This window comes from Brevibacterium sp. CT2-23B (assembly GCF_013168765.1).
Taxonomy (GTDB): Bacteria; Actinomycetota; Actinomycetes; order Actinomycetales; family Brevibacteriaceae; genus Brevibacterium; species Brevibacterium sediminis.
Genome location: NZ_JABBYK010000001.1, coordinates 1,094,450 through 1,108,710, shown reverse-complemented (window position 1 = coordinate 1,108,710; position 14,261 = coordinate 1,094,450). Strand labels below are relative to the sequence as shown.

Genomic DNA, 14,261 nt, shown 5'->3' with positions numbered 1-14,261 from the left:
CATGGGTGTGGTGTTTGTGTTCGTGTGTGGGTGGGATGCCCGGTGCTTATTACTACCTGATGGGGGTACTGCTACCTGGCGCGGGGTTGCTGGGCCGCCGTCAGGTAGCAATTAGGGGAGGAGGGAAGGGGTGGAGATGAAGACAATTGACGTTCTCAAGGCCGAACTTGCTCGCGACGGTGAGGTCGCGATCGGGTTCAATCGGGCTAAACAGTTTCTGCGCAATCCTGTTGGCGTCCTTGGACTACGGCGGACCGGGCCGCCCGCACCACAGGTGATCGTCAATGACTTCGGTCTCTGGGCTGCTGTTGACGGTTTCCCTGAAGGTGGCGTGCCGTGGGCGCGCATCCTCGAAGTCCACATCACCAAGGTCAACGTCAGCTCCTATATTGACGTGAGCATCAAAACTCCAGATACTCCCGACCGCCGGCGGACGCTGCGGATGCCCCATATGCTCGAAGTCGACCCGGAGACTCTCGCCAAATGGATCGTCATGGAACTGATGGTTCGCGGCAATCCGATCTGATAGGCGAGGCTCGTCGACCATCAGCAGACTCTCAGCCGCTGTACATGTTCCGGGCTCAGCACCGTGCGACGATGAAACTGTCCGCTGTGTCGGATGCATCAAAACAATGCCGTCCGAACAGACAGTAAAGGAGAGACCGCATGAACGCGTCAACCATCATCTGGATTGTCGTCGCCATCGTCGTGGTCCTGATCATCGTCGGGATCATCATCGCAGTCAGCCGCAAGGCGGCAGCGAAGAAGCGCGAGCACCAGCGGCAAGAGGCCGCACAGATCCGGCAGGAGGCCGCGGAATCCGAACATGATGTTCGTGCTCGAGAAGCCGAAGTCGAGAAACAGAGAGCAGAGGCCAAGCGCGCAAAGGCTGAGGCCGACGCTCGTGCTGCCGAGGCTGATCGTCAGGCGGCAGAGGCAGAGCAGCTGGACTCTGAGGCAGCAAAACGCGAAGAAGCCGTGAAAGCTGAACGCGTCGAACACGATCGCAAGTTGCAGCGTGCTGACGAACTGGATCCGGACACGCCGGAAAACGCGGGGGACACCCGTCGTGCAGACGGCACCGGTGCTGTTGGGACGGCAGGCGCTGGCGCTCACGGAGCGTCGGCAGTCAACCAGAACGAACAGCTTGCCGATGAAGCTGCGCCGCGGAACGCTCCTCGGCAGGACGAGCAAGTTTCGCCGAACGGTACTCGGCATGATGCGCAGGCGCAGCAGAATTACGCGCGTCAGGATCCCTCAGCCCACCAGGCTGATCCGTATGGCGATCAGTACACGCAACAGAGCGGACATCGCCCTGACGAGTCGGTACCGCGCAACGACGTTCGCCGCGAACACCCTGTTCAGCAGGGTGCATCCCGTCCCGATCAGCCAGTTCAACGGAACGACGCTTATCCTGAACAGCCTGTTCGGCAGGATGCGCCTCGTCCGGACCCGTCTGGCGGTCAGGAACCGGTGCGCCGCGATCCCTACGCCCAGCACCAGGACGTCCGTGCTGATCAGCAGATGCCGGAACAGGGCGCTCGTCCTCGTGCCGAGGAACCGTTAGCCGAGGGTTACGACCCTCGTGCGGACCGCCGCGGCGCGCGAGACCCATATGTTCAGAACGACGGACGGGTGGATCCTCTCGACGACGGTGGAGAGCCAGACGTGCCGAAACACTGACACGCTTGCCTCCGGAGGCAGGCGAACCTGCTGAGGCTGACGAGACGGTGCCCGAACCCATCAAGGTTCGGGCACCGTCTCGTTGTATTCGGACTTCCGGGTAGCGCAGATGAACGGGACGAACATAGGGTAGGGCCGCCTCGGCCAGGGGTTGGCCAGGAGTGCAGTGAGGCGAATTCGTGACAAGCGGCTGTGTTGAAATCAATTGATGCTTCTGTAGTGTGGACGGCAACATCCCTACGGAAGGTACGCCATGCTCGTTAAGCTGCACGACGCACTTCGACTCCGAACCAACCCGGCCATCTTCTTCTCCTCTGCGGCCGTGATCATCATCTTCGTCCTCGGGACGATCTTCTTCACCGACCAGCTCGACGCCGGCGTCTCTGTCGCCTCGGATTGGCTGCTGACGAACCTCGGATGGTTCTACATCCTCGGCGTCACAGTCTTCGTCGCATTCCTCATCTACATCGCCGCCTCCCGGTATGGGCGAGCGAAACTCGGCCCCGATGACGAACCGCCGGAGCACTCCAACGGCGCCTGGTTCGCCATGCTCTTCGCCGCCGGCATCGGCTCGATCCTCATGTTCTGGGGCGTGGCCGAACCCGTCAGCCACTTTGGAGATCCGCCCCGCGGATCCCTCGGAATCGAAGCGGGAACGCCCGCCGCCGCGGTCGATGCCATGAACTTCACCTACTACCACTTCACCCTGCACACCTGGGCGATCTTCACTCTGCCCGCACTGTGCTTCGCCTACTTCATCCACAAACGGAACCTGCCGCCGCGGGTGAGCTCGATCTTCCAGCCCATCCTCGGTGAGAAGATCCACGGTCCCATCGGCAAGACCATCGACGTCGTCGCCATCATCGGCACCGTCTTCGGCATCGCCGTCTCGATCGGTCTGGGCACGCTGCAGATCAACGGCGGACTCGCTCAGGTCATCGGCGTTCCGGAGAACGCCCTGTGGCAGTTGATCATCATCGGCGTCGTCTGCGGGCTGGCCACGATCTCGGTCTCTCTCGGCCTCGACAAAGGCATCAAGGTCCTGTCGAACCTCAATATCGTCATGGCCGTGCTGCTGCTCATCTTCATCGTCGTCTTCGGCCCGACGCTGTTCATGGCCAAGGGCGTCTTCGAATCCTTCGGCACCTACATCCACCAGCTGCCCGAACTCGCACTGTGGAACGACACGTTCGCCAACACCGGCTGGCAGAACACGTGGACCGTCTTCTACTGGGCCTGGACGATCACCTGGTCACCCTTCGTCGGCATCTTCATCGCTCGCATCTCCCGCGGACGTACCATCCGCCAGTTCGTCATCGGCGTGCTCGCCATCCCTTCGGCCTTCTCGATCCTGTGGTTCGGCATCTTCGGCTACGCCTCCTTCGACATCGAGTTCAACCAGGGCGGGGGACTGGTCGACCGAGTCGTCGATCAGGGAGACATTCCGGGAGCGCTGTTCGCATTCCTCGACCACTACCCGCTGGCCGGACCCGTGTCGGTGATCGCAATCGTTCTCGTGGTGATCTTCTTCGTCACCTCGGTGGATTCCGCAGCGCTCGTCGTCGACACGATGAACAACGGCCACGAGGACTTCAACCCGTTGCCGCAGCGCATCTTCTGGGCCCTTGCCGTCGCCGTCGTCACTGCGGCTCTGCTGGTGTTCTCCGGCTCCGGTGGACTCGAGGCACTGCAGTCGACGATCATCCTCGTCGGTCTGCCGTTCTTCATCATCGCCTACTTCCAGATCTACGCCCTCATGCGAGCGCTGCGCGAGGACGCAGGCATTCTGCCGCGGGTGCGCATGCGCCGCTGGAAGAAGGTGCTGCCGCCCGAAGAGGTCGAACGCCGACAGGGCGGGGACGAGCAGTTCGGTCACGAATACGACGATGAGGAGGAGGTCGTCACCGAACCGCAGGCCGTCGAACCGGCACCGAAGTTCCGTGACCCCTATATCGAAATCCCTCATGAGAAGAAGGGGCGACGTGAGGGGACACTGGCCAGCCGCACCGGCAGCCGTCCGGGCAGTCACGGTAAGGGCGGCGACGCCGACTGAATCTGTCCGGTCCGGAAGCGACAGCCGATTGTCGCTGTCGGACACGACGAAGGGGGCGCTGCGATTGCAGCGCCCCCTTCGTCGTTTCGGTTCTGGGCCGAAGTTCCCACTCAGGTCATCGAATCAGCGCAGGGCCGCCTCGGTGATCTGAGCATATGACGACCAGATCAGTCCAGATCACTGACCGTTCTTGATCATCTCCGCGCACTTCTCACCCATCATCATCACGGTGATGTTGGGGTTGACCGTGGTGATCTCCGGCATCGCCGAGGCATCGACGACGCGCAGACGATTGACGCCCTTGACCCGCAGCTGCGGATCCAGCGGTGACATCTCATCATCGGCAGCACCCATGCGCACCGTGCCGACCGGGTGGTAGACGGTGTTGTGCGTGCGGGTGATGTAGTCGGCGATCTGCTCGTCGGTCTGGACGTCCTTGCCGGGGAACAGCTCCTCGCCGGCCCATTCGGACATGGCGTCCTGGGAGACGATCTCGCGGGCCTTCTTGATGCCGGCGACCATGACGCGCATGTCATGGCCTTCCGGATCGGTGAAGTAGCGGGGATCGACCTTCGGCTTGTCACGGAAGTCCTTCGAGCGCAGGCGCACAGTGCCGCGCGACTTCGCATGAGTGACATTCGGGGTGAGGCAGAAGGAGTTCTCCGAGGTCTTGTAGCCCTGACGCAGGGTGTGCATATCGAAGGGCACCGAGCCGTAGTGCATCATCAGGTCCGGACGGTCGAGCCCGTCCTCGGTGGGGGAGAAGATGCCGATCTCCCACCACTGGGTGGAATCCTCGACCATCGGCTTCTTGGCCTCCCAGGAGATGACGCCCTCCGGGTGATCGCCCAGGTGCTCGCCGACTCCCGGCGAATCCACGCGAGCCTCGATGCCGACCTCGGCGAGGTGGGCCTTCGGGCCGATGCCCGAGAGCATGAGCAGCTGCGGGGTGTTGATCGCGCCGGAGGAGACGATGACTTCCTTCTTCGCCTCGATCCGGTTGGTCTTGCCGAAGGCGTTGTTGACCACGAGCACGGCCGTGCAGTTGTCGTCCTCGTCGAACTCGAGCTCCTTGGCCTGAGTGTCGGTGAGGATCGTGAGGTTCTCACGGTCGAGGATCGGGTGGAGGTAGGACACCGAGGAGGAAGACCGGGTGCCGTCGTCCTTGCGGTTGACCTGGAAGAAGTTCGCACCGTTGATGACGGTCTGGCCCTCGTTGAACTGCACGCGAGGGATGCCGGCCTGCTCGCAGGCATCGAGGAGTGCGACGCCACAGGGATCGACCGGGGGCACGTTCATCAGACGGACCGGGCCGTCGTGGCCGTGGTGGTCGCCGGGCAGTTCATTGTTCTCGAGCTTCTTGTACAGGCCAAAGGTGTCCTTCGAGCCCCATCCGGCTGCGCCGTGCTTCTCTTCCCACTCGTCGAGATCCTCGCGCGGAGCCCAGAAGGCGATGCACGAGTTGTGGGACGAGCAGCCGCCGAGCACCTTGGCGCGAGCGTGGCGCATGTGCGAGTTGCCGTTCTCCTGCTCTTCGATCGGGTAGTCCCAGTCGTAGCCGGATTCGAGGAGCTCCATCCAGCGGTTGAGCTCAAGGACGACGTCCTTGTCCGTGTCGGTGGGGCCGGCTTCGAGGAGTCCGACGGTGACCTCGGGGTCCTCGCTCAGTCGGGCCGCGACCGCTGCACCGGCAGAGCCGCCGCCCACGACGACGTAATCAAAGCTATGAGTAGTCTTCACTGTTCATCTCTCCTTGTACTGCGGTATTCGTCTACAGGCTGCGGCGGATCACTTGGTGTGATCGGGGAACCAGCCGGTGACTGCCGGCTCGAGGTTCTGGTAGATGTGCTTGGCTTCCTGGTATTCGGCCAGACCAGTGGGGCCGAGCTCGCGACCGAAGCCGGACTGCTTGTAACCGCCCCATTCGGCCTGCGGCAGGTAGGGGTGGAAGTCGTTGATCCAGATGGTGCCGTGGCGCAGACGCTGAGCGACCAGCTGGGTCTTGCCCGCATCCTGGCTCCACACTGCTCCGGCCAGACCGTAGTAGGTGTCGTTGGCGATCTCGACGGCCTCGTCGACGGTGGAAAAGGTCTCGACGGTGACGACAGGGCCGAAGGCCTCGTCGGAGACGACGGACATTCCGCGCTTGACCTCGTCGAGCACGGTCGGCAGGTAGTAGAAGCCATTCTCCAGGTCACCTTCACCGAACTTGCCGCCGCAGCGCAGACGCGCGCCTTCGGAGATGCCCTTCTCCACATAGGCATGCACCTTGTCGCGGTGCGCGGCGGAAATGAGGGGACCGGTCTCTGCGTTCTCATCGAAGGGACCGCCGAGGCGGATCTGCTCGGCACGCTCCACGAGGCGGTTGACGAATTCCTCGGCGATGGATTCCTCGACGATGAGTCGGGCGCCGGCCGAGCACACCTGACCGGAGTGGACGAAGGCGCCGTTGAGAGCATTATCCAGAGCCGCATCGAAGTCGGCATCGGCGAAGATGACGTTCGGGTTCTTGCCGCCCAGCTCAAGGGCGATCTTCTTGATCGAGTCGGCGGCGTTGCGGAACAGCAGTCGACCGGTGACGAGGCCACCGGTGAACGAGACCATGTCGATGTCCTCGTGCGTCGACAGCGGGGCACCGGCATCGGCGCCCGCACCGAGGATGAGGTTGCCGACTCCAGCCGGCAGACCGAGTTCCTCGAGGACCTGCATTGTGAGGATCGCCGTGTGCGGGGTGAGCTCGGCAGGCTTGAGGATGAAGGTGTTGCCGGCGGCGATGGCCGGGGCGATCTTCCACGCGGCCTGCAGCAGCGGGTAGTTCCACGGAGTGATGAGCGCGCAGACGCCGACGGGCTCGTGCACGATCTTCGACGCAACGGTGTCGGTGCCGGCGTCGACGACGCGACCGGCATCGTTTGCGGCGAGCTTGCCGAAGTAGTCGAAGCAGTTCGCGATGTCGTCCATGTCGATCTGCGATTCGACGAAGCGCTTGCCGGTGTCCAGCGACTCGGCACGCGCGAATTCGTCCTTGCGCTCACGCAGAACGGCGGCGAACTTCAGCAGCAGATCGCCGCGTTCGCTGGCGGGAACCGACGACCAGACGCCGGAGTCGAAGGCGCGGCGAGCGGCCTTGATCGCCAGCTCGGTATCTTCGGGGCTGGCTTCGTCCACCTCGGCGACGAAGCTGCCGTCGGCCGGGTTATGGATCGTTCGGATTCCACCGTTGACGGCTGAAACCCACTGTCCGTCGATGAAGAGTGTGTTTGGCACGATTTCTCCTATTCCTAGCGGGTGAACGGTTGTGTGATCTGAAGGGCCGAGCGCGCAGTCGCGGCAGTGGAGCCTGTGGTGTCGGGGAGTTTCCGGACGGCCGCGGATCTGCCGTTTGACGCGCGACGCGAACTGCTTCGGCGGCATTGATTCACATGCTTCCGGCAATCACAATAGGCGAAGTCAGGGGCCGAATGCGCAATCCGATGATGCTGGTCACACCGGCAAGTGATCTTGGTCATCTCATGATGGGGAATGCCAGTCGTGCTGGGGGACCGGCCGGCACTAGCCGCACCGGGGGACGGGCAGTCAACGAGGTCTGAAATTCTGATCGTGGAATCGCGGAGACATCCGTCATCCGCACAATGAGCTTCCACGTCAGGTGTCATTCGTCCCCTGGTGTCGAGGCGGCGCGGACATCCGCTGCCGCCGAGCCTCTTCGATTGCCGTCGGCCGTTCCACTGGATTCGCCTCGATTCTAACAGAGCGCTGAGGCGGTGACCTGGGCGTTGACCCACAGAACAACGGGCGCGACGCTGAGTGGAATCGAGGTGCTGACGTGTCCCCGCCCACACGGCGTCGAAGCGGTGAGTGGACTAGAATAGAGCGGAACACCGAAAAGACTTCATAGGGAGAATCGTGGCCCAAGGGGATTCGCGAGACAGCCAGGACAACCGCCGCGCAGATGGCGGTCACCGCTCAGATCGCGACAACAATCGCAACCGTCGACCGGACAGCCGGGACGGCCGCGGGCCACGCAAGTCCGACCGCCGAGGCGGCTACCAGGGCAATCGTCGCACCGACGACGACCGTCGGGGCGGATACCAGGGCAACCGTCGCAATGACGACGATCGCCGAGGCGGCTACGGACAGAACCGCCGAAACGATGATGACCGTCGTGGTGGCTTCAACCGGGATCGCCGTGATGGTGACGACCGTCGCGGTGGCTACCAAGGTAATCGTCGCAACGACGATGATCGCCGAGGCGGCTACCAGGGCAATCGTCGGAACGACGACGACCGACGTGGCGGTTATCAGGGCAACCGCCGGAACGACGATGATCGACGTGGTGGGTTCAATCGCGACCGTCGTGATGGAGATGACCGCCGGGGCGGATACCAGGGCAACCGTCGCAATGACGATGATCGCCGTGGTGGGTTCAATCGCGACCGTCGTGATGGAGATGACCGCCGGGGCGGATACCAGGGCAACCGTCGCAATGACGATGATCGCCGTGGTGGGTTCAATCGGGATCGTCGTGATGGTGACGACCGTCGAGGTGGCTACCAAGGTAACCGTCGCAATGACGACGACCGCCGGGGTGGCTTCAACCGCGATCGTCGCGACGGTGATGACCGCCGTGGCGGCTACCGCGGAAACCGACGGGACGACAACCGCGGAGGACGCGGCGGCTACGGCCGCAACGACAACGACCGCCGTGCATCCCGCAAGACCGACACCGGCGACTACGCACGCGAACAGCGCGCCCGCCGTCCGCGCATTCAGGAACCCGAAATTCCCGAAGGCGTCACCGGCCGTGAACTCGACAAAGAGATCTCGTCACAGTTGCGCTCCCTCGACAAAGAGAACGCCGACATGGTCGCCAAGCACCTCGTCGCCGCAGGCGGGCTGCTCGACCTCGACCCGGAACGCGCCCACGAACACGCCAAGGCCGCCATGGCCCGCGCCGGTCGTGTCGCCGTCGTCCGCGAAGCACTCGGCATCGCCGCGTACTACGTGGAGAACTACGACGAAGCCGTCCGCGAACTGCGCACCCACCGTCGCATCTCCGGCTCGAATGACAACATCGCGCTGATCGCCGACGCCGAACGCGGCCGCGGCAAGCCCGAGAAGGCCATCGAGCTGCTGAAGAACTCGGAAGAACTCGACCTCGACAACGACACCCGCACCGAACTCGTCATCGTCGCTGCCGGAGCCAAGTCCGACCTCGACGACATCGCCGGTGCGCGCCGACTCATCGAAGCCGAGGACTTCACCCAGAAGCCCGGCGGCGGACTGGTTCGTCTCATGGCCGCCTACGCCGAGGTGCTGCGCATCGACGGCGAACCCGAACTCGCCGACAAATACGAAGAGCTCTCGCGCCGGACCGCCAAGGCGACCGGCACCCTCTTCGGCGACGAAGAGCCTGACCTCAACGCCGGCGTCGAAATCGAAACCGTCGAAGAAGTCGAAGACGAGCCCGAGGCTGCCGACGCCGAGACTTCCGAAGGCACCGACGTAGATTCAGCCGACGGTGAGGCAACAAACGGTGAGGCTGCCGACACCGAGACCTCTGCAGGCGCTGACGCTGAGGCCGCCGATGCTGAGACGGCCGAAGCCGTAGAAGGCTCGGCCAGCGCGCCCGAAGCCGAGAAGCCGCAGACGGAATCTGACGTTGCCGACAATTCGGCGGAAGACACGGGCGCCGAGGCTCCGGCCGCAGCACCGAAGTCGAAGACACATGTCTCGGCGAAGGAACTGAAGTCGGTCAAGGTCTCCGACGACGAGATCGAAGCCGAACTCGACGAGATCCTCGCCGATGCAGAAGCCGACGCAGGCTCCGAGCCCGACACAACAGCACCCGAGGCCGACGGAGAGCAGTGACACTGACCGCCGAACAGCACAACTCAGCAGATGGGCGCCTGCCCGAGTCATCGGGCACGCCCATCGACTGCGTCCTGTTCGACCTCGACGGAGTCGTCTACCACGGCACACATGCCGTCGATGGCGCCGTCGACGGCATCAATTGGCTCCACTCCCAGTCGATCCCGGTCAACTACGTCACGAACAACGCCACCCGCACGGCCGCAGCCACCGCCGAGAAGATCACCGGAATGGGCGTCAACGCCTCCGAGGGCGAAGTGACCACCTCGGCGCAGGTGCTCGCCGAACGCTTAGCCGAACGATTCGGGCCGGGCGCCCGCGTCCACCTCCTCGGCACGACAGGACTGCGGGTCGCACTCGAAGAGGCGGGCCTCGAGATCACCGACTCACTCGACGCGTCACCCGTCGCCGTCGCTCAGGGACTCGACCCGGAGATCGACTACGCGAAGATCGTGCGCACCTGCGAAATCATCCGCTCGGGCGCCGAATGGTGGGCGAGCAACCCCGACTTCTCCCTCCTCACGGAAACCGGGAAAGTCCCCGGCAACGGTGCCTTCGTCGACCTCATCGCCCGACTCACCGACGCCACCCCCGTCATCGTCGGCAAACCTGCACCGCACATGATGGACTTCGCCGCCGGCCGCCTCGGCGCGCACCGGCCCCTCATGGTCGGCGACCGCCTCAACACCGATATCGAAGGCGGCTGTGCCGCCGGCATCGACACCGCCCTCGTCCTCACCGGAATCCACGACATCCACGATGCCCTGCGTGCCGGTCCGGAGCGTCGACCGACGTTCATCCTGCCGAATCTGCGCGGACTCGAAGCCCTCATCACCGGCACCGACCGCGGCGAGTCCGCCCGGATCGAAGCCGAACTCCGCCGAGCCTGGGCAGCCATCGATGCGGGGGAGACCGACGCCGAGGCGGTCCTGGCCGAAGGACGCCTGCCCCGCCGGATCGGGGAGGACTCATGAGCCAGATCCCAACACCCGGCCCAGGGCCCGGAACAACTCCCGGCATGAACTCGACCCCGACACCCGGCCCTGCCACTGCCCCGACACCCGCCTCGGTGAGCGGGGACGTGCCAATCGAGACCTGGCGGTCCAGCCTCGCCGAGGCCAAAGAAGCACCGGCAGCTGAGCGGCACGAACTTCTCAACTCCCTGCTGGGCGACCTCGACGCGCAGGTGGGCTCCTTGTGAGCAGACTCGACCGGGCACTCGTCGACCGCGGGCTGCTGAACTCCCGCTCTCGCGCCGCCCGTGAAATCGCCGCCGGTCGCGTCAGCGTCAACGGCCGCACCGCGACCAAGGCCTCCCAGGACGTGAGAGACACCGACGACGTCTCCGTCACCGAACCCGACCCCTGGGTCGCCCGCAGCGCCCACAAACTCCTCGGCGCGCTCGAGGCTTTCGACCTCACCGACCGACTCAATGATCTGACGGCCCTCGACGCGGGCGCCTCCACCGGAGGCTTCACCCAAGTCCTCCTCCATCACGGTGTCGCACACGTCTGGGCCGTCGACGTCGGTCACGATCAACTCGCGACCATCCTCCGCAACGACCCGCGCGTCCACGTCCGCGAAGGACTCAACCTCCGCGAACTGACCGACTCCGACGTGCCGACCGTCGACCTCGTCGTCGCCGACGTCTCCTTCATCTCCCTGCGCCTGCTCATCGGACCGCTGCTGGCTGCGACCGCCGCGACGGGGGAACTCCTCCTCATGGTCAAACCCCAATTCGAACTGGCACGAGCATCGCTGGACAAACACGGAGTCGTCACCAGCCGGGAGAAACGCCGCCGCGCCGTCGACTCCGTCCTCGACGCCGTGAGAGAACACGCCGGACGCGTCACCGACATCGCACCTTCACCGCTGCCGGGCCCCAGCGGGAACCGAGAGTACTTCCTGCGTGTTCGCCCAGGCCGAACACATGACCAGTCCGATAGGCTCGACCAAGCAGACATCCCCGCCCACCTGGACGAAATGATGAGAGGAGAGTCGTGACCAGACACATCATGGTGCTGCTGCACCCCCAACGTGATGAGTCGGCCGTGGCCGCCGTCAGCGTGTTCAAGGCCCTCCTCGACGACGGAGTCACCCCCGTCGTCCTCTCCGACGAGATCGTCGGCATCCGCGCCCGCCAGGCCGAGGCCGTCGACGACGAACCCATCCTCAACCACTGCGTCATCATCGACCCCTCCGAACTCGGTGAGTGGAAGAACGCCTGCGAACTCGTCATCGTCCTCGGCGGCGACGGCACGATCCTGCGCGCCGCCGAACGCTTCCACGGGTCCGGTGCCCCGCTCATGGGCATCAACCTGGGCCATGTCGGCTTCCTCGCCGAAAGCGAGAAGGAAGACCTCGCCGAGGCGGTCCATCGCGCCTCCCAACGTGACTATTCCGTCGAGGAGCGGCTCGCCCTCGACGTGTCCGTGTGGCACGAAGGCGAGAACATCTTCAACGCCTGGGCCCTCAACGAGGCGACCATCGAGAAGACCTCGAAATCCCGGATGATCGACGTCGTCCTCGGCGTCGACGCCCGCCCTGTGTCCTCCTTCGGCTGCGACGGTGTCATCCTCGCCACCCCGACCGGCTCGACCGCGTACTCGTTCTCCGCCGGCGGACCCATCGTCTGGCCCGAGGTCGAAGCACTCATCCTCGTCCCGATCTCCGCCCACGCCCTGTTCTCCAAACCGCTCGTCGTCAACCCGACCTCCCGCCTCGGCGTGGAGATCTCCCAGATGAACCCCGAATTCTCCGCAGTGCTGTGGTGCGACGGCCGCCGCGCCCTCGAACTGCCGTCCGGGGCCCGTGTGGAAGCCACCCGCTCGAAATCACCGATCCGACTCGCCCGCCTCCACACCGGCCCCTTCACCGACCGACTCGTCGCGAAGTTCCGCCTGCCCGTCTCCGGCTGGCGAGGACCGATCAAGGAGGCCTGAATGATCTCCGAACTGCGCATCTCCCACCTCGGCGTCATCGCCGAGGCCGCCGTCGAACTCGACACCGGCTTCACCGTCGTCACCGGTGAGACCGGTGCGGGAAAGACCATGTTCGTCTCCGCCCTGTCCCTGCTCATGGGCCGCAAGGTCGGCTCCGGAGTCGTGCGCAAAGGCGCAGAGAAAGCCGAGGTCGAAGGCATCTTCACCGATGTGGCCGAACCCGTGCGCGAACGCATCGAAGAGGCCGGCGGCAGCGCCGACGACGAAGCGATCATCTCCCGCACCGTGGCGCTCAAAGGCCGCGCCCGAGCCACCGCCGGCGGTCGCACCGTGCCGATCTCCGTGCTCACCGACATCTCCTCCGACCTCATCACCCTCCACGGCCAGTCCGAACAGCTGCGCCTCAAAGGCGCCGCCCAACAGCGTCACCTCCTCGACGCCGCCGGTGGCACTGCTCTCGCCGAGGTGGCCGATCGTTACCGTGCCGCCTTCGAGAACTGGCGCGAGACCGAAGCCCGCGTCAGCCGCATCAAAGACTCCACCGCCGCCCGCCGCGAACGCATCCTGTGGCTGCGCGGCTGTCTGGAGACCATCGACAAGGTCCGCCCCGAACCCGGCGAAGACGAGACCCTGGCCGCACAGTCCGCGAAACTCGGTGCCGCCGCCGAGATCACCCGCGCCGTCGGTGCCGCCCACGACCTGCTGCTCGGTTCCGAGATCGACGATGCCGGCGCCGCCGTCGACCTCGTCCACCAGGCCATCAGCACGATCGCCGATGTAGAAGGCTCCGACAAGGAACTCGTCACCATCCGCGAAGCCCTCGGCGACGCAGTGCTGCGCCTCTCCGACTCCGCCGCGGAACTGTCGTCCTACCTCTCGGGATTCGACGAACTCGGCGAGACCTCGCTGGAAGAGACCGAAGCGCGCCGCGCGGAACTCGGCACCCTGGCTCCCTACGGCCAAGACGTCGCCGAAGTCCTCGACTTCGAATCCCGCTCGGCCGCGGAACTCGCAGAACTCGAAGCCGAGGACCGCGACCTCGACGGACTCGACGCCGAACTCGACGAGGCCCGCGAGACCATGGAGGCGGCCGCCTTAGCGCTCACCGAGATCCGCAAGGCCACCGCGGACGAATTCTCCGCAGCGGTCAGCGAAGAGCTCACCGCCCTGTCGATGCCGAAGGCAGCGGTCGCCTTCGAGATCTCCGAACGCGAACCCACCACCCACGGGGCCGACGAGGTCCGACTGACCTTCGCCGCCCACGAATCCTCCATCCCCGACGACATCGCGAAGATCGCCAGCGGCGGTGAGCTCTCCCGTGTCATGCTCGCCATCGAAGTCGTCCGAGCCGCCAGCGAATCCATCCCCACCTACGTCTTCGACGAAGTCGACGCCGGAGTCGGCGGCAAAGCTGCCGTGGAGATCGGCCGTCGGCTGGCCAAACTCGCCCAGGGCGCCCAGGTCATCGTCGTCACCCACCTGCCGCAGGTCGCCGCCTGGGCCGACACCCATGTGACCATCGTCAAGGACGATGACGCCGAGACCGTGCGCTCGGGAGTGCAGGAACTGACCGACGAAGAACGCGTCGTCGAACTCTCCCGCATGTTGGCGGGCATGGACGACTCCGCCTCCGCGAAGGCCCATGCAGCCGAACTGCTCGACAACGCTCGGCAGGTCAAGGAGGCCGGCGTTGGCAGCAGATGAGAGAATGG

At 64.8% G+C, this 14,261-nt stretch carries 12 protein-coding genes; 9 read left to right on the top strand and 3 right to left on the bottom strand.

Annotated features, from left to right (window positions below):
- Positions 1–136 precede the first annotated feature (136 nt).
- The 3 genes from HIM68_RS05055 (at position 137) to HIM68_RS05045 (ending at position 3,736) form a co-directional block, all read left to right on the top strand.
- Positions 137–526 carry a hypothetical protein gene (locus tag HIM68_RS05055; protein WP_172170149.1) on the top strand — a complete coding sequence of 130 codons (390 nt, stop codon included), beginning with the start codon at positions 137–139 and terminating at the stop codon, positions 524–526.
- 140 nt (positions 527–666) lie between these two features.
- On the top strand, positions 667–1,683 hold the full coding sequence (locus HIM68_RS05050) for a hypothetical protein (RefSeq protein ID WP_172170146.1): 1,017 nt from the start codon (positions 667–669) through the stop codon (positions 1,681–1,683).
- Positions 1,684–1,936: 253 nt separating this feature from the next.
- A complete protein-coding gene (locus HIM68_RS05045) occupies positions 1,937–3,736 on the top strand; it encodes a BCCT family transporter (RefSeq protein ID WP_172170143.1) in 1,800 nt (599 codons plus the stop codon).
- Positions 3,737–3,913: 177 nt separating this feature from the next.
- Here HIM68_RS05045 and HIM68_RS05040 read toward each other — a convergent pair whose 3' ends face one another.
- From HIM68_RS05040 to HIM68_RS05030, 3 genes are all read right to left on the bottom strand, one after another.
- On the bottom strand, positions 3,914–5,476 hold the full coding sequence (locus HIM68_RS05040; protein ID WP_172170139.1) for a GMC oxidoreductase: 1,563 nt from the start codon (positions 5,474–5,476) through the stop codon (positions 3,914–3,916).
- A gap of 48 nt (positions 5,477–5,524) precedes the next feature.
- Complete coding sequence (locus HIM68_RS05035) at positions 5,525–7,003, bottom strand: aldehyde dehydrogenase family protein (RefSeq protein WP_172170136.1); 1,479 nt, start codon at positions 7,001–7,003, stop codon at positions 5,525–5,527.
- A gap of 699 nt (positions 7,004–7,702) precedes the next feature.
- Positions 7,703–8,293: a hypothetical protein gene (locus HIM68_RS05030; RefSeq protein ID WP_172170133.1), complete on the bottom strand. Its 591-nt coding sequence runs from the start codon at positions 8,291–8,293 to the stop codon at positions 7,703–7,705.
- 306 nt (positions 8,294–8,599) lie between these two features.
- Between HIM68_RS05030 and HIM68_RS05025 the strand changes: the two genes are divergently transcribed.
- Genes HIM68_RS05025 through recN form a run of 6 tightly spaced genes read left to right on the top strand, consistent with a single transcriptional unit; the run spans position 8,600 to position 14,253 of the window.
- Positions 8,600–9,607 carry a hypothetical protein gene (locus HIM68_RS05025; protein WP_216656738.1) on the top strand — a complete coding sequence of 336 codons (1,008 nt, stop codon included), beginning with the start codon at positions 8,600–8,602 and terminating at the stop codon, positions 9,605–9,607.
- Positions 9,604–10,581, top strand: coding sequence for an HAD-IIA family hydrolase (locus HIM68_RS05020; RefSeq protein WP_367647434.1), 978 nt, complete (start codon positions 9,604–9,606; stop codon positions 10,579–10,581). Before HIM68_RS05025 ends, HIM68_RS05020 begins: the two co-directional genes overlap by 4 nt.
- Positions 10,578–10,808: a hypothetical protein gene (locus HIM68_RS05015; RefSeq protein WP_172170130.1), complete on the top strand. Its 231-nt coding sequence runs from the start codon at positions 10,578–10,580 to the stop codon at positions 10,806–10,808. Before HIM68_RS05020 ends, HIM68_RS05015 begins: the two co-directional genes overlap by 4 nt.
- Positions 10,805–11,611 carry an SAM-dependent methyltransferase gene (locus HIM68_RS05010; protein WP_172170127.1) on the top strand — a complete coding sequence of 269 codons (807 nt, stop codon included), beginning with the start codon at positions 10,805–10,807 and terminating at the stop codon, positions 11,609–11,611. The genes HIM68_RS05015 and HIM68_RS05010 overlap by 4 nt, the downstream gene beginning before the upstream one ends.
- Positions 11,608–12,549, top strand: a complete 942-nt coding sequence (locus HIM68_RS05005; RefSeq protein ID WP_172170124.1) for an NAD kinase — start codon at positions 11,608–11,610, stop codon at positions 12,547–12,549. The genes HIM68_RS05010 and HIM68_RS05005 overlap by 4 nt, the downstream gene beginning before the upstream one ends.
- Positions 12,550–14,253 carry a DNA repair protein RecN gene (gene recN / locus HIM68_RS05000; protein ID WP_172170121.1) on the top strand — a complete coding sequence of 568 codons (1,704 nt, stop codon included), beginning with the start codon at positions 12,550–12,552 and terminating at the stop codon, positions 14,251–14,253. It abuts the gene before it with no gap.
- Positions 14,254–14,261 lie beyond the last annotated feature (8 nt).